Raw genomic sequence first — 21,998 nt, forward strand, 5'->3', positions numbered from 1 at the left:
GAAGGAGGACGGCCCGAGCCCGCACGGAAACGGCCGGACACCCGAAGGTGCCCGGCCGTCCGAGCCGAGGGGCGGCGGACGCCGCCCCGCCCGCTAGAACGGGTTGAACTCGTCGAACTCGCGGTCCGGGTCGGCGCGCTCCGCGTCGCGGTCGCGGCGGCGCTGGGCCGCCGGACGCGGGGCCTCGAGCCGGTGGTCCTCACCACGGCGGCCGAGCATTTCGGCGCCGGCCATCATGCTCGGCTCCCAGTCGAAGACGACCGCGTTCTCCTCGGCGCCGATGGCGACGCCGTCGCCCGCACGGGCGCCCGCCTTCATCAGCCTGTCCTCGACACCGAGGCGGTTGAGGCGGTCGGCCAGGTAGCCCACGGCCTCGTCGTTGTTGAAGTCGGTCTGGCGGACCCAGCGCTCCGGCTTCTCGCCGCGCACCCGGTACACGTCCTCGGCCTCGTCGTACGTGACCGTGAAGCCCGCGTCGTCGACGGCCTTCGGGCGGATGACGATACGGGTCGCCTCCTCCTTCGGCTTGGACGCGCGCGCCTCGGCGACGATGCCGGCGAGGGCGAAGGAGAGCTCCTTGAGGCCGAGACGGGCCACGGCGGAGACCTCGAACACCTGGTAGCCGCGCTGCTCCAGGTCCGGGCGGATCATCTCCGCCAGGTCCTGGCCGTCCGGGATGTCGATCTTGTTGAGCACGACGATGCGGGGCCGGTCCTCCAGGCCTCCGTACTGCCGCAGCTCCTCCTCGATGATGTCGAGGTCGGTGACCGGGTCACGGTCGGACTCCAGCGTCGCCGTGTCCAGGACGTGCACCAGGACCGAGCAGCGCTCGACGTGGCGCAGGAACTCCAGGCCCAGGCCGCGGCCCTGGCTGGCGCCCGGGATCAGGCCCGGCACGTCGGCGATCGTGTAGACCGTCGAGCCGGCCGTGACGACGCCGAGGTTCGGCACCAGGGTGGTGAAGGGGTAGTCCGCGATCTTCGGCTTGGCGGCCGACAGGACCGAGATGAGCGAGGACTTGCCGGCGCTCGGGTAGCCGACGAGCGCCACGTCGGCGACGGTCTTCAGCTCCAGGACGATGTCCCGCGCCTCGCCCGGCTCGCCGAGGAGCGCGAAGCCGGGGGCCTTGCGGCGCGCCGAGGACAGCGCGGCGTTGCCGAGGCCGCCGCGGCCGCCCTGGCCGGCGACGAAGGTGGTGCCCTGGCCGACGAGGTCGGCGAGCACGTTGCCCTGCTTGTCGAGGACGACGGTGCCGTCGGGCACGTGGAGGACCAGGTCCTGGCCGTCCTTGCCGGAGCGGTTGTCACCGGCGCCGGGCTGGCCGTTGGTGGCCTTGCGGTGCGGGGAGTGGTGGTACTCGAGGAGCGTGGTGACCGCCTGGTCGACGACCAGGGTCACATCGCCGCCACGGCCGCCGTTGCCGCCGTCGGGGCCGCCGAGCGGCTTGAACTTCTCCCGGTGAACGGAGGCGCAGCCGTGGCCTCCGTTACCCGCGGCGACATGCAGCTCGACGCGGTCCACGAAGGTGGTCATGGTTGTGCCTCCATTACATACGTGCGGAATGTCTATCTAGTAACACGCGAAAGGCGGACCCGCTTCCCGTAACGGGAAGTGAGGTCCGCCTCCGCAAAGAACCGATCAGGCGACCGGAACGATGTTCACGACCTTGCGGCCACGGTGGGTGCCGAACTGCACCGAACCGGCCTGCAGGGCGAACAGCGTGTCGTCGCCGCCACGGCCGACGCCGGAGCCCGGGTGGAAGTGGGTGCCACGCTGGCGGATCAGGATCTCACCCGCGTTGACGACCTGACCGCCGAAGCGCTTCACGCCGAGCCGCTGGGCATTGGAGTCACGCCCGTTACGGGTGGACGATGCGCCCTTCTTGTGTGCCATGTCTCAGTCCCTCTTACTTCGCAGCCGCGGGGATACCGGTGACCTTGATCGCCGTGTACTGCTGGCGGTGACCCTGGCGACGGCGGTAGCCGGTCTTGTTCTTGTAACGCAGGATGTCGATCTTGACACCCTTGTGGTGGTCGACGACCTCGGCCGTGACCTTGATGCCGGCCAGGACCCACGGGTCGCTGGTCACGGCGTCGCCGTCGACAACGAGCAGGGTCGAGAGCTCGACCGTGTCGCCAACCTTGGCAGTGGAAATCTTGTCAACCTCAACGATGTCGCCGACAGCAACCTTGTGCTGGCGACCACCGCTGCGCACGATGGCGTACACGCGGATCTCTCTCTCACTCGGGATCGAAACCTCTGAAGCCAGCCACTCACACGGACCCGAGGGCCCGCGGCGTTCCGGAATCGGACGAGCGGCCTCTCCCGACGAGCGGGAGGGAGGTGCTCAGAGGCGTGGCGTATCTACAGACACGCCGACGGTCTAGGTTACGGGCGGCTGCCTCGGGGGGTCAAATTCGCCCGTGCGGTACGGGCCGCCCCCGGAGGAGCGGCCCGTACCCGCCGGTCAGTCCTGGGCCGGGGCGGCGGTCTTCTCCGCCGCCTTCTTGGCCGGGGCCTTCTTGGCGGTGGTCTTCTTCGCCGCGGTCTTCTTGGTCGCCGCCGTCTTCTTGGTGGCGGCCTTCTTGGCCGTGGCCTTCTTCGCCGCGGTCTTGCGCGCCGCCGTCTTCTTGGCGGGGGCGGCCTCGTCCTCGGCGGGTGCCTCGGTGACCGCTTCCGCGGCCTCCGCGGGCGCCTCGGCGGCCTCGGCCGGGGCCGTGGTCACCACGACGACCGCCGCTTCCTCGGCGCCCGAGGGCGAACCGGCGGGCGCGGTGGCCTTACGGACCACCCGGCGACGGGCACGCGGCGGGGCGGCCACGGGGGCCTCCTCGACGACGGGCTCGGCGACGGGCTCGGCGACCGGCGCCACGGCGGGCTCCGGCTCCGGGGCGGCCTCGACGACCGGCGCGACGGCCGGCTCCGGGGCCGGCTCGGCGGCCGGCTCCGTGGTCGAGACGACCGGGGAGGTCACCCGGCGGGTGGCACGGCGACGGCCACGCGGGGCCGGGGCCGGGGTCTCCTCGACCACCGGCTCGGCCACGGACTCGACGACCGGCTCGGCCACGGGCTCGACGACCGGCTCGGCGACCGGCTCCGGCGCCGCGACGGGCTCCGGCTTCGGCTCGCGCCTTGGCTCGGCCTTCGGCTTCGCCTCGAAGTCGACCGCCTCGGTCTCCACGACCGGCCGCGCGGCGACCGGCGCGGACACCCTGCGGGTCGCACGACGACGGCCACGACCGCGCGTGGCGGCGGCCTCGGCCTCGGCGATGGAGCCGTACAGCTCCTCGTCGGCGGCGATCGGCTCGGGCAGCGCGATGGGCGCGGCCAGCTCGGCCGCGACCTCGGCCTCGGTCTCCAGGACGTCGGCCTCGGTCTCGGTCACCTCGGCGTGCTCGTGCTCGTGCTCGTGGACGTGCTCGGCGCCGCCGCGGCCGCGCTTCTTTGCACGCTTGCCGCCGCCACCGCCGCCGGCGGTGGTCGGCTGCTCCATGTGGACGATGACACCGCGGCCGTTGCAGTGGACGCAGGTCTCGGAGAAGGACTCCAGGAGGCCCTGGCCGACCCGCTTGCGGGTCATCTGGACCAGGCCGAGCGAGGTGACCTCGGCCACCTGGTGCTTGGTCCGGTCGCGGCCCAGGCACTCCAGGAGGCGGCGGAGCACCAGGTCGCGGTTGGACTCCAGGACCATGTCGATGAAGTCGATGACGACGATGCCGCCGAGGTCGCGCAGCCGCAGCTGGCGCACGATCTCCTCGGCCGCTTCGAGGTTGTTCCTCGTCACGGTCTCTTCGAGGTTGCCGCCCTGGCCGGTGAACTTGCCGGTGTTGACGTCGACGACGATCATCGCCTCGGTCTTGTCGATCACCAGCGAGCCGCCGCTCGGCAGCCAGACCTTGCGGTCGAGCGCCTTCATGAGCTGCTCGTCGATCCGGTACGTCGCGAAGACGTCGACCTCGCTCGTCCACCGGGACAGGCGGTCGGTCAGGTCGGGGGCGACGTGGTGGACGTACCCGTGGATGGTCTCCCACGCGTCGTCACCGCTGACGATGACCTTGGAGAAGTCCTCGTTGAAGATGTCGCGGACGACCCGGACGGTCATGTCCGGCTCGCCGTAGAGCAGCGTCGGGGCGTTGCCGCTCTTCGCCTTCTTCTGGATGTCCTCCCACTGCGCCTGCAGACGCTCGACGTCACGGCGCAGCTCGTCCTCGCTCGCGCCCTCGGCGGCGGTGCGCACGATGACGCCCGCGTCCTCGGGGACGATCTTCTTGAGGATGGTCTTCAGACGGGCGCGCTCGGTGTCGGGGAGCTTGCGGCTGATGCCGGTCATCGAGCCCTCGGGCACGTACACGAGGTAGCGGCCGGGCAGCGAGACCTGGCTGGTGAGACGGGCGCCCTTGTGGCCGATCGGGTCCTTCGTCACCTGGACGAGGACCGGCTGGCCGGACTTGAGGGCGGTCTCGATGCGGCGGGGGCCGTTGCCCATGCCGAGGGCCTCGAAGTTGACCTCGCCGGCGTACAGGACCGCGTTGCGGCCCTTGCCGATGTCGACGAAGGCGGCCTCCATGGACGGCAGGACGTTCTGGACCTTGCCCAGGTAGACGTTGCCGACGTACGAGGTGGCCTGCTCCTTGTTGACGTAGTGCTCGACGAGCACGTTGTCTTCCAGAACGCCGATCTGGGTGCGCTCGCCGTTCTGGCGGACGACCATGACGCGCTCGACGGCCTCACGGCGGGCCAGGAACTCGGCCTCGGTGATGATCGGGACGCGGCGGCGGCCCTGCTCGCGACCCTCGCGGCGGCGCTGCTTCTTGGCCTCAAGGCGGGTCGAGCCCTTGATGGACTGGACCTCGTCGGCGCCGGTGCCGGGCTCGGCCTTCTCGCGGGCCGGGCGGGGCTCGCGGACCTTGACGACCGTGCGAACGCCCTCCTCCTCGGCGCCCTCGACGTCGGCGGAGGCGTCCCCGCTGCGACGGCGGCGGCGGCGACGGCGGCGGGAGCTGCTGGAGCCGCCGGCGAACGCGTCGGCGTCGTCCGGCTCCTCCTCGCCCTCCTCGGCCTCGGCGGACTCGTCCTCCGCGTGCGGCTCCTCGCCCTCCTCGGCCTCGTCGACCTCGGCGAGCTCACCGCGACGGCGGCGACGGCCGCCACGGCGGCGACGGCGGGAGGGGCGGTCCTCGTACTCGTCCGCGTCCTCGGCCTCCGCGGCCGCCTCGGGCTCGTCCGTCTCGACGGACTCGTCGATCTCGTCGGAGACGGCCTCGACCTCGGGCTCGTCGGCGACGGTGGCCGGGACGGGCTCGACGGCGACGGGCTCGCCACGGCGGCGACGGCGACGACGTCCGCCGGTCTCGGCGGGCTCGGGGGCCTCCACGGCCTCGGCCGCGGCCTCGGCGGGCTCGATCTCCTCGACCGTCTCCTCGTCCTCCGGCTCCGCCACACCGGCGGCGGCCGCGGCGGCCGCGGTCTCCGGCGTCTGGAACATCGGCTCCGCGAAGACCGGGGCCTGGAAGACGGCGACGGCGGGGCGCGCCGCACGGCGCGTCTCCCGGACCGGGGCCGGCTCGGAGGTGAACTGCGGGGAGGTCGCGCGACGGCGGCCGCGGCCACGGGTGGCGGCGGTCTCGGCGGCGGTGACCTCGGCCTCTTCGGCGGCGATCTGCGCGACGGTCGACGTCGGCAGCGACTCACCGGCGGCGGGGGCCTCGGCGGGCGCCTCGGTGGTCGCCTCGGGCGAGGTGGCCTGACGGGTGGCACGGCGGCGGGTACGCGGAGCGGGCGCGGCGGCCTCCTCCGCGGCCTCGGCGGCAGGCGCGACCGGCTCGGCGGCCGCGACCGGCTCGGCGGGGGCCGCGGCCACGGTCTCCTCCGCGGCGGCGGGGGCGCCGGCCGGAGCGGTGGCCTTGCGGGTGGCGCGGCGGCGGGTCCGGGCCGGCGGAGCGGCCTCGGGGGCCTCCTCGACGGCCTCGGCGGCCGGGGCGGCCTCGGGCGTCTGGGCGACGGCCTCCGCGGGCTCGTCGGCGGCGGCCGGGGAGGTCACTGGCGAGGTGGCCTTACGGGTGGCGCGGCGGCGCGGGCGGGCGGGGGCGGCCTCGGGGGCCTCCTCGACGGCCTCGGCCGCGGCGGTCTCGACGACCGGCTCCGGGCTCTCCACGGCGGCGGCCGGGGCGGCCTCGGCGACCGGTGCGGTGGCCTTGCGGGTGGCCCGGCGGCGGGTGCGCGGGGCGGGTGCTGCGTCGGCCTCGGCGGCCGGGGCGGCCTCGGCGGCGGGTGCGGTCTCGACGACCGTGGTCTCGGTGGATTCGGCGGTCGCGCCCGTCACCGGCGGACCGGCGGGGCGGGAAGCGGCGCGGCGCCTGCGGCGCGGCGGCAGCTTGTCACCGGGGGCGTTGACGTCTTCGTTGGACTCGGGCATGCGGGCGGTTCTCCCGTCACGCTCCCGGGCGCCGCGCCTGGTTCCGGTCCGGCGGCACGAGTCGCGCCTGTGGCGCGGTGCCGCCGTCCGGGGCGCGGGCGCCGCACGGGAGCTCTATGTCTGGCTCGCCGGTTCCGTACGCCCTGTGCGGACGGCCTGGCGAAAGTCTTGTGGTCAGTGCGCGGCCCGACCCAGGTGGCTCCCGAGTACCAGGGCTGCGCTACGACGACCGCTCCCTACGCGGTGCCACCCGGCGCCGTCGCAGAGGCGGTCGCGGCGGCCGTGGTAGATGCGGCCTTGACTGCCTCGCGGTCGGGCGCGAGCGGGTCGGTCACCGTGCCGGACTCCTCGTCGAAGAGCCCCTGCGCCAGCCTGGTCACCGCAGCGGGGACCGGCGGCGCCAGGTCGGCCACGGCTCGGAGACCGGACAGGACGTCGTCGGGTCGCACGGCAGGTGTCACGTGCCGAACAACCAGGCGCAGTATCGCACAGGCGCTGTCCGGCGGCGCATCACCCTGGGGATCGCCCTGGGGACGGGCTGCCGTCAGCTCGGTGACCGCGGAGCGCGCGTCGAAGGTGCGGACGCCGTTCTTGGTCTTGCGCTGTACTTCCACGGTCTCGGCCGCGAGAAACGCCTCGACGGCCTTCGTCGCGTCCTCGACGGTGACGCCTTCGAGCCGCAGCTCCCACACGGAGGCGGTGAGCCGGTCTGCGAGGCCCGAGGTCCTGGCCTCGACGGCGTCGGTGATGTCGAGGCCGGCCGGGAGGGACTCGTCGAGCAGGGCCCGGAGGGTCTCCGGGTCGCGCGTCTCGGTGAGGGCGATCTCCAGGTATTCGGCCTCGGAGCCCGTACCCGTAGGGGCGGCGTTGGCGTACGACACCTTGGGGTGCGGGGTGAAGCCGGCCGAGTACGCCATGGGCACCTCGGCACGGCGCAGGGCACGCTCGAAAGCGCGCTGGAAGTCACGGTGGCTGGTGAACCGGAGGCGGCCGCGCTTGGTGTAGCGCAGTCGGATGCGCTGCACCGCCGGTGCGGGCGGCGGGCCTTCGGGCTGTCGCTTGCCCAGTGGTTCTTCTCCTCGGTGCGGGGCGGCGGGGGTGACGCCGTCCACGAGATGTGCGGGTGGCCCCGGGAGTCCCGCCCGGTTCACCCCCGCTTTCGCGGGGAGATCTCGGGGGCGGGCGCCGCGCCGGGGACGTTCGTTGTACTACCCAGAGTACGCGCCTGAGCCACCTGCGGTTCCCCGAGGTCAGCGGGACGGCCCGCCGAAGAGGGCGACACGCACCTCCCGGGCGGCGTTGCGGACGGCGCGCGCGACGGCGGCGACGGGCCTCCAGACCCAGGTCCGCAGCCAGTGGCCGACGGGCGTGAGGATCACCCGGTACACCCAGGCGACGGGGCGGCCGATCGCGTGCCACAGCACCCATCCGACCGCCCGGCCGACGGCCCGCGAGATCTGTCCTGCGATCCGCCAGGCCCAGGCGAGCGCCGCTCCGATCGCGCGGCCCACGGGGGCGAGGACGTACTGCCAGAGCCAGCTGAGCGGAGTGACGACCAGCAGGTCGACGACCCACCACAGGGCTCGCCCGACGGGCAGGAGGACCCAGCGCCAGAGCCAGCCGAGCGGGGTGACGATCAGCAGGTCGAGCACCCACCACAGGGCTCGGGCGACGGGGACGACGACCCATTCCCACAGCCAGCGCAGTGGGATGACGATCAGGTACTCGATCAGCCAGCCGAGGGCTCGGCCGATCGGGGCGAGGACCCAGCGCCACAGCTGCTTCAGGCACCAGACGAGGGCGTCCCAGACCAGCCGGACCGGCAGGACGACGACGAGGGCGATCGCCCTCGCCACTCCGGTGAGACAGCCCGCGGGCTCGTGAGGGGGCTGCGACCTGGGCATCTCCGTGTTCATGCCGAGAATGACGCGACGGCCCGGCAAAGAGTTTCCCCTTTGCCGGGCCGTCACCAGAGCGTTACGCGATTACTTGATCACCGAAAGGGGCAGCAGCTTCTTGCCCGTCGGGCCGACCTGGATCTCGGTCTGCATCGCGGGGCAGACGCCGCAGTCGAAGCAGGGGGTCCAGCGGCAGTCCTCGACCTCGGTCTCGTCGAGCGAGTCCTGCCAGTCCTCCCAGAGCCAGTCCTTGTCGAGGCCGGAGTCCAGGTGGTCCCAGGGCAGGACCTCCTCGTAGGTGCGCTCGCGGGTGGTGTACCAGGCGACGTCCACGCCGAAGTCGGGGAGCGTCTTCTCGGCGCAGGCCATCCAGCGGTCGTACGAGAAGTGCTCGCGCCAGCCGTCGAAACGGCCGCCGTCCTCGTACACCGCGCGGATGACCGCGCCGATGCGGCGGTCGCCGCGGGAGAGGAGGCCCTCGACGATGCCGGGCTTGCCGTCGTGGTAGCGGAAACCGATCGAGCGGCCGTACTTCTTGTCACCGCGGATCTTGTCGCGGAGCTTGCGCAGACGCTCGTCGGTCTCCTCGGCGGAGAGCTGCGGCGCCCACTGGAAGGGGGTGTGCGGCTTGGGGACGAAGCCGCCGATGGAGACGGTGCAGCGGATGTCGTTCTGGCCGGAGACCTTGCGGCCCTCGGCGATCACGTTCATCGCCATGTCGGCGATCTGGAGGACGTCCTCGTCGGTCTCCGTCGGCAGGCCGCACATGAAGTACAGCTTCACCTGGCGCCAGCCGTTGCCGTACGCGGTGGAGACGGTCCGGATGAGGTCCTCCTCCGAGACCATCTTGTTGATGACCTTGCGCATGCGCTCGGAGCCGCCCTCGGGGGCGAAGGTGAGGCCGGATCGGCGGCCGTTCCTCGTCAGCTCGTTGGCCAGGTCGACGTTGAAGGCGTCCACGCGGGTCGAGGGGAGGGACAGGCCGACCTTGTCCTCCGTGTAGCGGTCCGCCAGGCCCTTCGCGATCTCGCCGATCTCGGTGTGGTCCGCGGACGAGAGGGACAACAGGCCGACCTCCTCGAAGCCCGTCGCCTTGAGGCCCTTCTCGACCATCTCGCCGATGCCGGTGATGCTTCGCTCCCGCACGGGGCGCGTGATCATGCCGGCCTGGCAGAAGCGGCAGCCTCGGGTGCAGCCGCGGAAGATCTCGACGGACATGCGCTCGTGGACGGTCTCCGCGAGCGGGACGAGGGGCTGCTTGGGGTACGGCCACTCGTCGAGGTCCATGACGGTGTGCTTCGACACGCGCCAGGGAACGCCCGACTTGTTCGGGACGACCCGGCCGATGCGGCCGTCCGGGAGGTACTCGACGTCGTAGAAGCGCGGGACGTAGACCGAGCCGGTCCTCGCGAGGCGGAAGAGGACCTCCTCGCGGCCGCCCGGCCTGCCCTCCGCCTTCCACGCGCGGACGATCTCGGTCATGTCGAGGACGGCCTGCTCGCCGTCGCCGATGATCGCCGCGTCGATGAAGTCCGCGATCGGCTCGGGGTTGAAGGCCGCGTGGCCGCCCGCGAGCACGATCGGGTGGTCGACGGTCCGGTCCTTGGACTCCAGCGGGATGCCGGCCAGGTCGAGGGCGGTGAGCATGTTGGTGTAGCCCAGCTCGGTGGAGAAGCTGAGGCCGAAGACGTCGAAGGCGCCGACGGGCCGGTGGCTGTCCACCGTGAACTGCGGGACCTTGTGCTCGCGCATCAGCTCTTCGAGGTCCGGCCACACGCTGTAGGTGCGCTCGGCGAGGACGCCCTCGCGCTCGTTCAGCACCTCGTAAAGGATCATGACGCCCTGGTTGGGCAGTCCGACCTCGTACGCGTCCGGGTACATCAGCGCCCAGCGGACGTCGGCGGACTCCCACGGCTTGACCGTGGAGTTCAGCTCTCCACCGACGTACTGAATCGGCTTCTGCACGTGCGGGAGCAGAGCTTCGAGCTGCGGGAAGACAGACTCGGCAGCAGACATCTCGAACCTTCGTGAGCTGGCAGGGGGGCGACTCTCAAGCGTACCCCGGTGCTCAGCGGGTCAGTGCCGCCGTGAGCCCCGGGGCCGACGCCCGGGCCCAGACCTCCGGCAGCTCGCGCTCGGCGGCCTCGGCCGCGGCCTCCTCGTGTCCGTACAGAAGTCCCCAGGTGAAGGCCGATTCGCCGACGCCGTGGGCCACGAGACCGAGCTCACGCACGGCGCCGCGGGCGACGACGGCGTCCTGGTGCTCACCGAGCAGGGACTGGACCGCCTTCACCCGTTTCGAGAGCCGCTTGGCGGGCTTTCCGAGGGTGGGGCGGGCCGCGTCGGCCGCGTACCGGGCCCGCTTGGCGGCCTTGCGGGCCTCGTGCAGGGCGAGGTCGCGCTCCTCCCCCGGGTCGAGGGCGAGGGCCCGCTCGATCCGGGTGGCGAGCCTGCCGTGGTCCTTGCGGACGGCCTTGGCGAGGACCTTCTCCGCGTCCCTGCCCGCGGCCTTGCGCAGCGGCGGGTCGGCGAGGAGCGCGTCGAGGCCGTCGAGGAGGGAGAGGTAGCGGGCGGAGTCCAGCGCGGCGAGGGCCTGGTGCCGGGCGCTCCTGCCCCGGGCGGCGTCCCTGCGGCGCAGCCGGGCCTTGACCGGGCCGAGGACGAGGGTGCGCGGGAGGTCGTCGACGCGGGCGCGCAGCCGCTCGTCGAGGACCTCCTGGTCGCGGGCGACGCCGAGCTCCCCGGCGAGCCACTTCAGTTCCTCGCCGAGGGGGTCGGTGACGTCCCGGTCGAGGACGCGCCGGTACGTCTTGAAGGCGCTGCGCAGCCGGCGGCAGGCGACGCGCATCTGGTGGACGGCGTCGGGCAGGTCGCGCCGTACGGCGGGGTCCTGGGTGACGATCGCTTCGATCTGCCGGCGTGCGTAGGCGAGGACGGCGGCTGCGGCGGTGCCCGGCTCCCCCGGAGCGGCCTGTGTGCGGGGCTCGTCTCCCGTGTCCGCGAGGGCCCTGGCCAGTTTCGACGCGGAGGCCGAGGGCTTGATGCCCTTCTTCCCGAGGCGCTTCTCGACGGCGTCGAGGAGCGCGGGGTCGGTGCCGTCCGCGAGCTCGACCTCGATCTCGGTCCAGGTCGCCTCCCGGCCCTTGCCCTCACCCTTGCCCTTCGGCAGCCGTTCGGCGTGGACGGTGTCGACGGACAGTTCGGCGAGGAGGGTGCCGTCCGCGTCCACGAGGTGGCGGACGTCCCGTGCGGAGCGGAGCCGGACGACGGGGACGACCTCGCCGCCGCGGACCCGGGAACGCAGCAGCCCCGCCAGCTCACCCGGCAGGGTGTCGGCCAGCGGGGCCCTGATCTCGTCGCGGATCCCGGTGCCGACGGGGAACTTGAGGTGCCAGCCGGCGTCGTCCCCTCCGGTGCGGCGGCGCAGCGTCAGTGCGTCGGCGGCGAGGCGCAGGTCGGGCGTGTCGTAGTAGACGGCGTCGAGTTCCATGACGCCCCGGTCCACGACGGCCCCGACCCCGGGGACCCGTGCGAGGTCCGGTACCGGGGTCTCTCCGGTGGCTTCGTACTTCCGCTCGATCTCGCGTTTCGTCTCGGCCATACCTCGAATCTAGCGTCGGTCAGGCCGTCATGGGCCGTTGCACCCTGATCGACTGGAGCAGCCCGATCGCCACCCAGACCGCGAACATCGACGAGCCGCCGTACGAGACGAAGGGAAGGGGCAGGCCGGCGACCGGCATGATGCCGAGGGTCATGCCGATGTTCTCGAAGGACTGGAAGGCGAACCAGGCGATGATCCCCGCGGCGACGATCGTGCCGTAGAGCTCGGTGGTCTCGCGGGCGATGCGGCAGGCACGCCAGAGGACGACGCCGAGGAGGACGAGGATGAGGCCTGCGCCGACGAAGCCGAGCTCCTCCCCCGCGACGGTGAAGATGAAGTCGGTCTGCTGTTCGGGCACGAACTGGCCGCTGGTCTGGTGTCCCTTGAAGAGGCCCGTGCCGTACAGACCGCCGGAGCCGATCGCGATGCGCGCCTGGTTGGTGTTGTAGCCGACGCCGGCGGGGTCGAGCTCGGGGTTGGCGAAGGCGGCGAAGCGGTTGATCTGGTACTCGTCGAGCATGCCGAGCGCGGTGACGAGCACCGCGCCGCCGACGCCGGCGCCGATCAGACCGAGGACCCAGCGGTTGGAGGCGCCGGAGGCGAGCAGGACGCCGAGCACGATGACGGCCATGACCATGACCGAGCCGAGGTCGGGCATCAGCATGACGATGCCCATGGGCAGGGCGGCGAGGACGAGGGCCTTGGCGACGGTGCGGTGGTCGGGGTGGACCTGGTCGCCCGCGTCGACCTTGGCGGCGAGCAGCACCGCCATGATCAGGATGATCGTGATCTTCACGAACTCGCTGGGCTGGAGCGAGAAGCCGCCGCCGATCACGATCCACGCGTGGGCGCCGTTGATCGTGGCGCCGAGCGGGGTGAGCACGGCGAGGATGAGCACGATCGAAAGGGTGTAGAGGACCGGCACGGCCCCGCGCAGGGTGCGGTGGCCGAGCCAGATCGTGCCGGCCATCAGGACGAGCCCGATGCCGGTGTTGAGCAGGTGGCGGAAGAGGAAGTAGTACGGGTCGCCCTGGTTGAGCTCGGTGCGGCCGCGGGTGGCGGACCAGACGAGCAGGGCGCCGAGGAGGGACAGCGCCAGCGCCGACAGGAGGATCGGCCAGTCGAGCCGGCGCAGCACGGAGTCCCGGGCGGTGAGGCGTGCGACCGGCCCGCGGTCGGGGGCGTAACGGGACACGGAGAAGCTCGTGCGGGTCGTCATCGTGTCAGTCCCTCAGGTGGGGAGGCGGGCCCGCGAGCGGAGGCACGCCGCCGTCGGCGGGGTCGACCAGCTGCGCCTTGGGGTCGTACGGCTTGATGTCGGGGGCGTCGATGGTGCCGTCGGCGTTGATCTTCGGCAGGGCCTTCTGCGGCTTGGGCAGCAGGGCCCGCTTGAGGTCCTGGTTGCCCGCGTCGTCGAGGCCGTAGAGGGCGTCGTAGATGTTGCGCACGGCGGGTCCCGAGGCGCCGGAGCCGGTGCCGCCCTGGGAGATCGTCATGACGATGGTGAAGTCGTCGGTGTACGTCGCCAGCCACGAGGTGGTCTGCTTGCCGTAGACCTGGGCGGTGCCGGTCTTGGCCCGCATCGGGATCTTGTCCTGGGGCCAGCCGCCGAACCGCCAGGCGGCGGTGCCGCCGGGTTCGACGACGGAGCGCAGGCCCTTGTCGAGGTCGCGGATCGTCTGGGCGCCGACGGGCAGCTTGCCGTGGGCGGTGGGCTTGATCTCCCGGACCGACTTGCCGTCCGGGCTGATCACGGCCTTGCCGACGGTGGGGTTGAAGAGGGTGCCGCCGTTGGAGATCGCGGAGTAGGCGGTGGCCATCTGGATCGGGGTGACGAGGACGTCTCCCTGGCCGATGGCGAAGTTGATGCTGTCGTAGGCCTTCAGCTGGTTGCCTTCGAGGCAGCTCTCGTACGCGATCTGCTCGACGTAGCTGCCGCCCTTCTTGCCCTGCTTGCACCAGGCGTCCTTGTTCGCCTCCCAGAAGTTCTGCTTCCACTGGCGGTCCGGGATGCGGCCCGTGACCTCGTTGGGGAGGTCGATGCCGGTCTCGGAGCCGAGGCCGAAGTCGCGGGCGGTCTTGTAGAACCAGTCGTGGGCGCCCGGCTTGGCCTTGAGGCCGCCGTCGCGCTGCCACTCCTGGTGACCGAGGGCGTAGAAGACGGTGTTGCAGGAGAACTTGAGCGCCTCGCCGAGCGTGATGGGGCCGTGGCCCTTGGACTCGAAGTTGGCGAAGCTGCGGCTGCCGAGGCTGTAGGAGCTGCTGCAGTTGTACTTGTCGTTGAAGTCGTGGCCGGCCCGCACCGCGGCGCTCGCCGACACCACCTTGAAGATGGAGCCCGCGGGCGCCTGGCCCTGGATCGCCCGGTTGAGCAGCGGGTAGTTGGACCCCTTGCTGGTCATCGCGGCGTAGTCCTTGGCGGAGATGCCGCCGACCCAGGCGTTGGGGTCGTAGTCGGGCTGGGAGGCCATCGCGACGACACGGCCGGTCTTGGTCTCCATGACGACGACGGCGCCGGCGTCGGCCTCGTACTTGCGGCCGGTGATCTTGTCGGTCTCGCCCCGTACGAGCTTCATCGCCGCGTTCAGCTCGTACTCGGCGACGGCCTGGACGCGGGCGTCGATGCTGGTGACGAGGGTGGAGCCGGCGACGCCCGGGTCGGACTTCGTCTGGCCCATGACGCGGCCGAGGTTGTCCACCTCGTAGCGGGTCACGCCCGCCTTGCCGCGCAGCTCCTTGTCGTAGGTGCGCTCGATGCCGGAGCGGCCGACCTGGTCGGAGCGGAGGAACGGCGAGTCGCTGTCCTTGGCCTTCTCGATCTCCCCGTCGGTGACGGGCGAGAGGTAGCCGAGCACCTGGGCCGTACGGGCCTTGCCGGGCGCGGGGTAGCGGCGGACGGCGGTGGGCTCGGCGGTGATGCCGGGGAAGTCCTCGGAGGCCTCACGGATCGTCAGCGCCTGCTGGGTGGTGGCGTCGTCGGTGACCGGGATCGGCTGGTAGGGCGAACCGTTCCAGCAGGGCTTCGGGGTCTTGGAGTCGCAGAGCCGGATCTTGTTGATGACCTCGTCGGGCTTCATCTCCAGGACACCGGCGAGCCGGGTCAGGACGCCCTTGCCCCGGTCCTTCATCTTCATCAGCTCGGTGCGGGACGCGGAGACGACGAGCCGGGTCTCGTTGTCGGCGAGCGGGACGCCGCGGGCGTCGAGGACGGAGCCGCGCACGGCGGGCTGCACGACCTGCTGGACGTGGTTGTTCTTCGCCTCGTCCGTGTACTCCTTGCCGTTGCGGATCTGGAGGTACCAGAGCCGGCCCCCCAGGGTCAGCAGCAGCGAGAAGACGAGGATCTGGATGACGACGAGCCGGATCTGGACCCGGGGGGTCCGTCCTGTCTCGGGGATGTTGCTCATACCGCCGGTGCCCCCTCGGTCACAGTCGCTTGACTCCCTTGATGCGTCCGGCCCGTGAGGCGCGGCTCCGGGCGGTCTTCACCCGCAGGCCGCCGCGCTGGGTGCCGATCCGCAGGCCGGTGCCCGACGAGAGCCAGCCGGAGGCCACGTCGGTGCCGTTGCCCCCGCCGGCGTCGGCGAGCGGGTCGTTCTCCGCTCTGCGGGCCAGCGCCATGATGAGCGGCACCGTGAAGGGCGCGAGGAGCAGGTCGTAGACGGCGGCCGTGAACAGCAGGAAGCCCAGGCCGACGTGGCGGGCGGCGGTGTCGCCGACGAGGGCGCCCACACCCGCGTACAGGAGGGTGGAGCCGACGGCCGCCGCGACGACGACCGCCATGGGGCCGGCGGCGGACGTCAGCCGGCCGTTCTCCGGCCGGGCCAGGCCGACGAGGTAGCCGATGACGCACAGCACGAGGGCGTACCGCCCGGCGGCGTGGTCGGCGGGCGGGGCGAGGTCGGCGAGGAGGCCGGCGCTGAAGCCGATCAGGGAGCCGCTGACGGGTCCGTAGACGAGGGCGAGGCCGACGACGGTGAGGAGGACCAGGTCGGGGACGGCTCCGGGGAGCTGGAGGCGGGCGAGGACGGAGACCTGGACGACCAGGGCCACCACGATCAGGGTCGCTGAGAGGAGGATGCGGTTGAACTTCACGGTGTCGCGTCCCCCTGGTCCTGCGGTGCCTGCTGGTTCTGACCCTGGTTCAGGCCCTGGTCCCGCGTCTGGTTCTCGCCCTGGTTCTGCTGGTTCGCCTGGCCGTCCGGTGGCGGTGGCGTGACCGTCACGGTGACGGTCGGAGCGGGCTTGGGCTTCTGCGGCAGGACCGTGTCGCGCGGGTCCGAGGGCGGGGCCTGGACGACGACGCCGACGATGTCGAGCCTGGTGAAGCCGACGTACGGACGGACGTAGACGTTACGGGTCAGGCCGCCCCCCGCCGGGTCGACGCGCACGATCTCGCCGACCGGAACCCCGGGCACGAAGGGCCTGTCGCCCGCGGAGCCGAAGGTGACGAGCCGGTCGCCGGCCTTCACCTTGGCCTTGCCGTTGAGCAGCTGGACAAGCAGCGGCCGGTCGCCCTGGCCGGTGGCGAAGCCGAGTTCGTTCGACTTCTCCATGCGGGTGCCGACGGTGAAGTCGGGGTCGTTGGCCAGCAGGACCGTGGAGGTCGAGGGGCCGACGGTGGTCACGCGCCCGACGAGACCCGAGCCGTTGAGGACGGTCATGTCCCGCTGGACGCCGTCGCGCGCGCCGATGTCGATGGTGACCGTCCAGGAGAAGCCCTGGGCCGCTCCTATGGCGATGACCTGCGCGCCCTTGATGCCGTACTGCCCGGCGCCGGCGGTCTTCAGGATGGAGTCGAGTTCACGCAGCCGGTTGCGGTTGCGGTCGTCGCTGCCGAGTTCGGCCTTGAGCTCGGCGTTCTCCTTCTCCAGGGCGGCGATCCGGGTGTGCCGCTCGCCGGAGTCCCGGACCGCGCCTATGGCGTTGCCGATGGGATCGACGGCGGCCGCCACACCGTTCTCGACCGGCCCGAAGACCGCCGCTGCGGCCTGCCGGGCACCGTCGACGGGTGACTCCTGACCGCCGCGGATGTCCACCGTGATCAGTGCGAACGCGATGGCGATCAGCAGCACCAGGAGCAGCCGGCTCTCTCGTGTGTCCCTCACGTGCGGCGGCCGTGCCTTTCCTCGTGGTTCGGTTGTTCGGCTGTGCGGGTGAAACGCGTGCGGGTGGAGCGTACGGGTGAACGCCGTCCCTTAGCGGCGCGGCTGGGCGTCCAGGACCTGCTGGAGGGCCTCGAACTCCTCCACGCACTTGCCGGAACCGAGCGCCACCGAGTCCAGCGGGTCCTCGGCGATGTGGATCGGCATGCCGGTCTCACGGCGGAGGCGTTCGTCGAGGCCGCGCAGCAGGGCGCCGCCACCTGTGAGAACGATGCCGCGGTCCATGACGTCACCGGACAGCTCCGGCGGGCACTTGTCGAGGGTGGTCTTCACGGCGTCGACGATCGCGTTGACCGGCTCCTCGATGGCCTTGCGGACCTCGGCGGCGGAGATGACGACCGTCTTGGGGAGGCCGGAGACGAGGTCGCGGCCGCGGATCTCGGTGTGCTCGTCGTTGTCGAGGTCGTACGCGGAGCCGATGGTGATCTTGATCTGCTCGGCGGTCCGCTCACCGAGGAGGAGCGAGTACTCCTTCTTGATGTGCTGGATGATCGCGTTGTCCAACTCGTCGCCGGCGACCCGGATCGACTGTGCCGTGACGATTCCTCCGAGGGAGATGACCGCGACCTCGGTGGTGCCGCCGCCGATGTCGACGACCATGTTGCCGGTGGCCTCGTGGACGGGGAGGCCCGCGCCGATGGCCGCCGCCATGGGCTCCTCGATGATGTGCACCTGGCGGGCACCGGCCTGGGTCGAGGCCTCGATGACGGCGCGGCGCTCGACTCCGGTGATGCCGGAGGGGACGCAGACGACGACGCGGGGGCGGGCCAGGTAGCGGCGCTTGTGGATCTTGAGGATGAAGTAGCGGAGCATCCGCTCGGTGATCTCGAAGTCGGCGATGACGCCGTCCTTCAGGGGCCGGACCGCGACGATGTTGCCGGGGGTCCGGCCGATCATCTTCTTCGCCTCGGAGCCGACCGCGAGGATTCCGCCGGTGTTGGTGTTGATGGCGACGACGGACGGCTCGTTCAGGACGATGCCTCGACCCCTCACGTACACCAGCGTGTTGGCGGTCCCGAGGTCGACAGCCATGTCACGGCCGATGAACGACATTGAGTTCCCCTTGTTTCCCATGGCTAAGGGTGGTGCGGCGTGGAGTTTTCCATCGTAGTGCCGCCCGCCCGGATACCGCGCGGTGGTCCACCTCATGTACAGGTGACGGAAGGACGCGGCGATCCGTTCCCGCCATCGGCGTTCATATGCCTGGGGGCGACCGAATTCCTTCGGTCGCCCCACAGGGTCCTGCGTTCGGCTGACGCCGGGTCAGTCTCTTCGGGTCAGACGAGACCCGGGAAGAAGATCTTCAGCTCGCGGAGGGCGGACTCCTCCGAGTCGGACGCGTGGATCAGGTTCTCCCGGACGATGGTGCCGAAGTCGCCCCGGATGGAGCCGGGAGCGGCGGCGATCGGGTCGGTCGGGCCGGCCAGCTGACGGACGCCCTCGATGACCCGCTCGCCCTCGACGACGAGCGCGACGACGGGACCGGAGGACATGAAGCCCATCAGCGGCTCGTAGAAGGGCTTGCCCTTGTGCTCGCCGTAGTGCAGCTCCAGGGTCTCCTGGTCCAGCTCGCGCAGCTCCAGGGCCGCCAGGGTCCAGCCGGCCTTGCGCTCGATACGGCCGATGATCTCGCCGACCAGGCCACGGCGGACGGCGTCGGGCTTGAGCAGGACGAGCGTGCGCTGGCTCACGGGGGAACTCCTTCGGAAAAGCGGTGTGCGGGACCTCCGAGGCTACAGGCCCCGCACGCCCCTCGATTACGCAGCGTCAGGCCCTGCCGAGGCCCCGGCGGTCTGCGCCTCGGCCCAGCGGGCCTTGATGTCGTCGATCCGGCGCCCGTAGTGCACCGAGGCCCACCACAGGCCGGCGAAGACCGCGCCCAGGAAGAACATGGTCGGGACGAAGAAGCCGCTGAGGACCAGGCCGATCTGGAGGGCCCAGCCGAGCTGCACCCCACCGGGCCGGGTGACCATCCCGCACAGCAGCACCGAGAAGACCATCGCGACACCGCAGACCCACCAGACGGTGGACATCGCGAGGCTGTCGTCCTTCATGGCGACGAGCCCGGCGAAACCGATCACGAAGAACTCGCCGATGAGCGTCGACGAACAGAGCGTGCGCATACCGTTCAGCCCCTTCGCAGCAGCAGCCGGGCGTCGCCGACCGTGAAGATCGAACCGGTCACCAGGACACCCGCGCCGCCGTACTCGGCCTCTTCCTCCGCGAGGGTGATGGCCGCCTCGATGGCGTCGGGCAGTCGCGGCTCGACGACGACCCGGTCCTCGCCGAAGACCTCGACCGCGGCCGCGGCGAGCACGTCCACGTCCGTGGCCCGCGGGTTGGAGTTCGCCGTGATCACGACCTCCGCGAAGATCGGCTCGAAGGCCTCCAGGAGACCCTTGGCGTCCTTGTCTCCGCTCGTGGAGACCACACCGATCAGCCGCGAGAAGCCGAAGGCCTCGCTGACGCCCTCCGCCGTCGCCCGCGCGCCGTGCGGGTTGTGCGCGGCGTCCAGGAGCACCGTCGGGGAGGTGCGGACGATCTCGAGCCGTCCGGGCGAGGCCACCTGGGCGAAGGCCCGGCGGACCGTGTCCTGGTCCAGGGTCCTGGCGTGGTCGGCGCCGATCCCGAAGAAGGCCTCGACCGCCGCGAGCGCCACCGCCGCGTTGTGCGCCTGGTAGGCACCGTGCAGCGGCAGGAAGACGTTGTCGTACTCGCCGCCCAGACCGCGCAGGGTGAGGAGCTGCCCGCCGACCGCGACCTCGCGGGAGACGATGCCGAACTCCATGCCCTCGCGGGCGACGGTGGCGTCCGCCTCGACGGCCTTCTTGAGCAGGACCTGCGCCGCGTCCACCGGCTGCTGCGCCAGGATCACGGTCGCGCCCTGCTTGATGATCCCGGACTTCTCGCCGGCGATCTCGCCGGTCGTCCCGCCGAGCCGGTCGGTGTGGTCGAGGTCGATCGGGGTGACGACGGCGACGGAGGCGTCGATGACGTTCGTCGCGTCCCAGGTGCCGCCCATGCCCACCTCGACGACGGCCACGTCGACCGGGGCGTCGGCGAAGGCCGCGTACGCCATTCCGGTGAGGACCTCGAAGAAGGAGAGCCGGTACTCCTCGCGGGCGTCGACCAGTTCCACGTACGGCTTGACGTCCTGGTACGTCTCGACGAACCGCTCGGCGGAGATCGGGGCGCCGTCCAGGCTGATCCGCTCGGTGATGGTCTGCACGTGCGGCGAGGTGTACCGCCCGGTGCGGAGCTCGAAGGCGCCGAGCAGGGCCTCGATCATGCGGGCCGTCGACGTCTTGCCGTTGGTGCCGGTGATGTGGATCGAGGGGTACGCGCGCTGCGGGTCGCCGAGGACGTCCATCAGGGCCGCGATCCGGGTGACCGAGGGCTCCAGCTTGGTCTCGCCCCAGCGGGTGGACAGCTCGGTCTCGACCTCGCGCAGCGCCTTGTCCAGCTCCGGGTCCTCGGGCCGGCCGGGGACGGGGTCGCCCGGAGGCGGCCCGGCCTGCGTGCGCAGGGTACGGCTGCCGGCCTCGATCACCGCGAGGTCGGGGTCTCGGTCTGTCTCGGCGTCGACGATGTCGTCGAACTGGTCACTCGGGTCGCTCGGCTCGCTCACGGGCCCAGTCTACGGAGGGGTACCGACAGGACGATGGACCCACCCCTTTCGGGACTTTCGGTCACCCCCTAGGGGCCGGGGAGGCCTGTCGGGAGCAGCGCCGTCACCACGTAGCCGTCGTCCTCCTGGCGGGCCCTGAGCGTGCCGCCCATGCTGGTGACCCGCTCCTCCATGGAGAGCAGGCCGGTGCCGGTCGAGACGGGGGCCGGGTCCGGCGGGGTCTTCGGCAGCGGGTTGCGGACCTCGATCCGCAGACCGGGGCCCTCCACCGTGATCGCGACCGTCACCGGCAGGCCCGGTGCGTGCTTGGCCGCGTTCGTCAGGCACTCCTGGACGACCCGGTGGACGGCGGCCTGCCGCAGCGGCGACAGCGCCTTGGCCTCCTCGGCGACCGCGAGCTCCACGGGGCTGCCCATCCGCTCGCTCTCCCCCGCGAGCGCGGCGAGCCCTTCGAGGCAGGGGGTGGCCGCGTCCCGGTCGGCTCGGCGCACGATCGTCTCGTTGAGCATCAGATGGGCGCGCCGGGCGGTGTCCGCGAGTTCCTCGAAGTCCTTCCGGTGGGCGTCTCCCCTGGCCCGTACGGCGAGGACCTCGGCCCGTACCGCGAGGACGGTCAGCTCACGGCCGACCAGGTCGTGGACGTCCCGGCCGACGGAGATCCGCTCCTCCTGGACGGCCTGCCGGGCGGCGGCCTCGCGCCGCTGGTCCTCCAGGGCCCGGACGAGGTCCTGCCGGTACGCGGCGACGCCGACGCCCGCCGCGAGGACGCCGATCGGGACGACCAGGCTCAGGAAGTCGCTGAGGGTGTCGCCGTGCCGGGCGGGCCAGCCTGGCGTCTGGAAGAGCGCGTACGCCACGCCGACGTACAGCAGGGTCGCGACGACGGCGGCGCGGCGCCCCCGGAAGCGGCCGATGGAGTACAGCGAGAACTGGATCATGGTCAGCTCGTGCAGCCAGCCCAGCAGGACCAGCGCCACCAGGTAAGGGAGCACCGGCAATCGGCGCCGGAGCACCAGGGTCGCCGCTCCGGCCGCGAGCACCAGGGTCGCGGTGAGGCCGGTGAGGGAGTTGTCGGCGCGGGCGAGCCCCGGCACGTCCAGGAGCATGAGGCCGAAGGCGCTGAGGGCGGCGACGACGTCGAGCGCGCGGGGGGTGCCGGCCCATCGGTCCACGCGGCGGCGCAGCGCGGGGACGGCGGGGAGGCGGAGCATGCCCTCCATCATCCAGGGTCTTTCGGCCCGGTGCCGTGGACCTGAAGTCCCGTCTGTTGTGAGTTCGGGCACTTCGCCCG

The 21,998-nt window shown here is 71.8% G+C and carries 17 protein-coding genes; all 17 read right to left on the reverse strand.

Annotated features, from left to right (window positions below; translation table 11 throughout):
- Positions 1-93 precede the first annotated feature (93 nt).
- The 17 genes from obgE to ACIA8N_RS04005 all read right to left on the reverse strand — a co-directional run bounded on the left by obgE (position 94) and on the right by ACIA8N_RS04005 (position 21,918).
- Positions 94-1,533 carry a GTPase ObgE gene (gene obgE, locus ACIA8N_RS03925; protein WP_365786055.1) on the reverse strand — a complete coding sequence of 480 codons (1,440 nt, stop codon included), beginning with the start codon at positions 1,531-1,533 and terminating at the stop codon, positions 94-96.
- A gap of 105 nt (positions 1,534-1,638) precedes the next feature.
- The gene (gene rpmA / locus ACIA8N_RS03930) at positions 1,639-1,893 is read right to left on the reverse strand and encodes a 50S ribosomal protein L27 (RefSeq protein WP_030317577.1); all 255 of its coding nucleotides are present in this window, start codon (positions 1,891-1,893) and stop codon (positions 1,639-1,641) included.
- Between the two features lie 13 nt (positions 1,894-1,906).
- Positions 1,907-2,227, reverse strand: a complete 321-nt coding sequence (gene rplU / locus ACIA8N_RS03935; RefSeq protein ID WP_030217574.1) for a 50S ribosomal protein L21 — start codon at positions 2,225-2,227, stop codon at positions 1,907-1,909.
- Between the two features lie 240 nt (positions 2,228-2,467).
- The gene (locus ACIA8N_RS03940; RefSeq protein WP_365786057.1) at positions 2,468-6,415 is read right to left on the reverse strand and encodes an Rne/Rng family ribonuclease; all 3,948 of its coding nucleotides are present in this window, start codon (positions 6,413-6,415) and stop codon (positions 2,468-2,470) included.
- 236 nt (positions 6,416-6,651) lie between these two features.
- Positions 6,652-7,440, reverse strand: a complete 789-nt coding sequence (locus tag ACIA8N_RS03945; RefSeq protein ID WP_365786059.1) for a TIGR03936 family radical SAM-associated protein — start codon at positions 7,438-7,440, stop codon at positions 6,652-6,654.
- Between the two features lie 225 nt (positions 7,441-7,665).
- Positions 7,666-8,331 (reverse strand): hypothetical protein, encoded by a 666-nt coding sequence (locus tag ACIA8N_RS03950; RefSeq protein WP_365786060.1) that lies wholly within the window; start codon positions 8,329-8,331, stop codon positions 7,666-7,668.
- Positions 8,332-8,400: 69 nt separating this feature from the next.
- Positions 8,401-10,329 (reverse strand): TIGR03960 family B12-binding radical SAM protein, encoded by a 1,929-nt coding sequence (locus ACIA8N_RS03955; protein WP_365786062.1) that lies wholly within the window; start codon positions 10,327-10,329, stop codon positions 8,401-8,403.
- Between the two features lie 52 nt (positions 10,330-10,381).
- Positions 10,382-11,914, reverse strand: a complete 1,533-nt coding sequence (locus ACIA8N_RS03960) for a CYTH and CHAD domain-containing protein (RefSeq protein WP_365786064.1) — start codon at positions 11,912-11,914, stop codon at positions 10,382-10,384.
- A 19-nt stretch (positions 11,915-11,933) separates the two neighbouring features.
- Positions 11,934-13,133, reverse strand: coding sequence for a rod shape-determining protein RodA (gene rodA / locus ACIA8N_RS03965; RefSeq protein ID WP_365786066.1), 1,200 nt, complete (start codon positions 13,131-13,133; stop codon positions 11,934-11,936).
- Positions 13,134-13,137: 4 nt separating this feature from the next.
- Positions 13,138-15,321: a penicillin-binding protein 2 gene (mrdA, locus tag ACIA8N_RS03970; RefSeq protein ID WP_365786068.1), complete on the reverse strand. Its 2,184-nt coding sequence runs from the start codon at positions 15,319-15,321 to the stop codon at positions 13,138-13,140.
- A 19-nt stretch (positions 15,322-15,340) separates the two neighbouring features.
- Positions 15,341-16,009, reverse strand: a complete 669-nt coding sequence (mreD, locus tag ACIA8N_RS03975) for a rod shape-determining protein MreD (RefSeq protein ID WP_030550523.1) — start codon at positions 16,007-16,009, stop codon at positions 15,341-15,343.
- The gene (gene mreC, locus ACIA8N_RS03980; RefSeq protein ID WP_365786071.1) at positions 16,006-17,022 is read right to left on the reverse strand and encodes a rod shape-determining protein MreC; all 1,017 of its coding nucleotides are present in this window, start codon (positions 17,020-17,022) and stop codon (positions 16,006-16,008) included. Before mreC ends, mreD begins: the two co-directional genes overlap by 4 nt.
- Positions 17,023-17,112: 90 nt before the next feature.
- A complete protein-coding gene (locus tag ACIA8N_RS03985) occupies positions 17,113-18,132 on the reverse strand; it encodes a rod shape-determining protein (protein WP_030222552.1) in 1,020 nt (339 codons plus the stop codon).
- 224 nt (positions 18,133-18,356) lie between these two features.
- A complete protein-coding gene (gene ndk, locus ACIA8N_RS03990; protein WP_030550527.1) occupies positions 18,357-18,770 on the reverse strand; it encodes a nucleoside-diphosphate kinase in 414 nt (137 codons plus the stop codon).
- Between the two features lie 66 nt (positions 18,771-18,836).
- Positions 18,837-19,202, reverse strand: coding sequence for a DUF4233 domain-containing protein (locus ACIA8N_RS03995; protein WP_030550529.1), 366 nt, complete (start codon positions 19,200-19,202; stop codon positions 18,837-18,839).
- Positions 19,203-19,207: 5 nt separating this feature from the next.
- Entirely contained in the window at positions 19,208-20,707 is a 1,500-nt protein-coding gene (locus tag ACIA8N_RS04000) for a folylpolyglutamate synthase/dihydrofolate synthase family protein (protein WP_365786075.1), read from the reverse strand.
- 68 nt (positions 20,708-20,775) lie between these two features.
- Positions 20,776-21,918: an ATP-binding protein gene (locus ACIA8N_RS04005; RefSeq protein WP_365786078.1), complete on the reverse strand. Its 1,143-nt coding sequence runs from the start codon at positions 21,916-21,918 to the stop codon at positions 20,776-20,778.
- Positions 21,919-21,998: the final 80 nt, after the last annotated feature.

The sequence above is a fragment of the Streptomyces sp. NPDC051822 genome (assembly GCF_044452745.1).
In the GTDB taxonomy this organism is placed as follows: Bacteria; Actinomycetota; Actinomycetes; order Streptomycetales; family Streptomycetaceae; genus Streptomyces.

What these genes read in the sequence shown, in the direction of transcription:
- obgE (WP_365786055.1), bottom strand. Translation starts at nt 1,533, where the DNA reads ATGACCACCTTCGTGGACCGCGTCGAGCTGCATGTCGCCGCGGGTAAC.
- rpmA (WP_030317577.1), bottom strand. Translation starts at nt 1,893, where the DNA reads ATGGCACACAAGAAGGGCGCATCGTCCACCCGTAACGGGCGTGACTCC.
- ACIA8N_RS03940 (WP_365786057.1), bottom strand. Translation starts at nt 6,415, where the DNA reads ATGCCCGAGTCCAACGAAGACGTCAACGCCCCCGGTGACAAGCTGCCG.
- ACIA8N_RS03950 (WP_365786060.1), bottom strand. Translation starts at nt 8,331, where the DNA reads ATGAACACGGAGATGCCCAGGTCGCAGCCCCCTCACGAGCCCGCGGGC.
- ACIA8N_RS03955 (WP_365786062.1), bottom strand. Translation starts at nt 10,329, where the DNA reads ATGTCTGCTGCCGAGTCTGTCTTCCCGCAGCTCGAAGCTCTGCTCCCG.
- ACIA8N_RS03960 (WP_365786064.1), bottom strand. Translation starts at nt 11,914, where the DNA reads ATGGCCGAGACGAAACGCGAGATCGAGCGGAAGTACGAAGCCACCGGA.
- rodA (WP_365786066.1), bottom strand. Translation starts at nt 13,133, where the DNA reads ATGACGACCCGCACGAGCTTCTCCGTGTCCCGTTACGCCCCCGACCGC.
- mrdA (WP_365786068.1), bottom strand. Translation starts at nt 15,321, where the DNA reads ATGAGCAACATCCCCGAGACAGGACGGACCCCCCGGGTCCAGATCCGG.
- ACIA8N_RS03985 (WP_030222552.1), bottom strand. Translation starts at nt 18,132, where the DNA reads ATGTCGTTCATCGGCCGTGACATGGCTGTCGACCTCGGGACCGCCAAC.
- ACIA8N_RS03995 (WP_030550529.1), bottom strand. Translation starts at nt 19,202, where the DNA reads ATGCGCACGCTCTGTTCGTCGACGCTCATCGGCGAGTTCTTCGTGATC.
- ACIA8N_RS04005 (WP_365786078.1), bottom strand. Translation starts at nt 21,918, where the DNA reads ATGCTCCGCCTCCCCGCCGTCCCCGCGCTGCGCCGCCGCGTGGACCGA.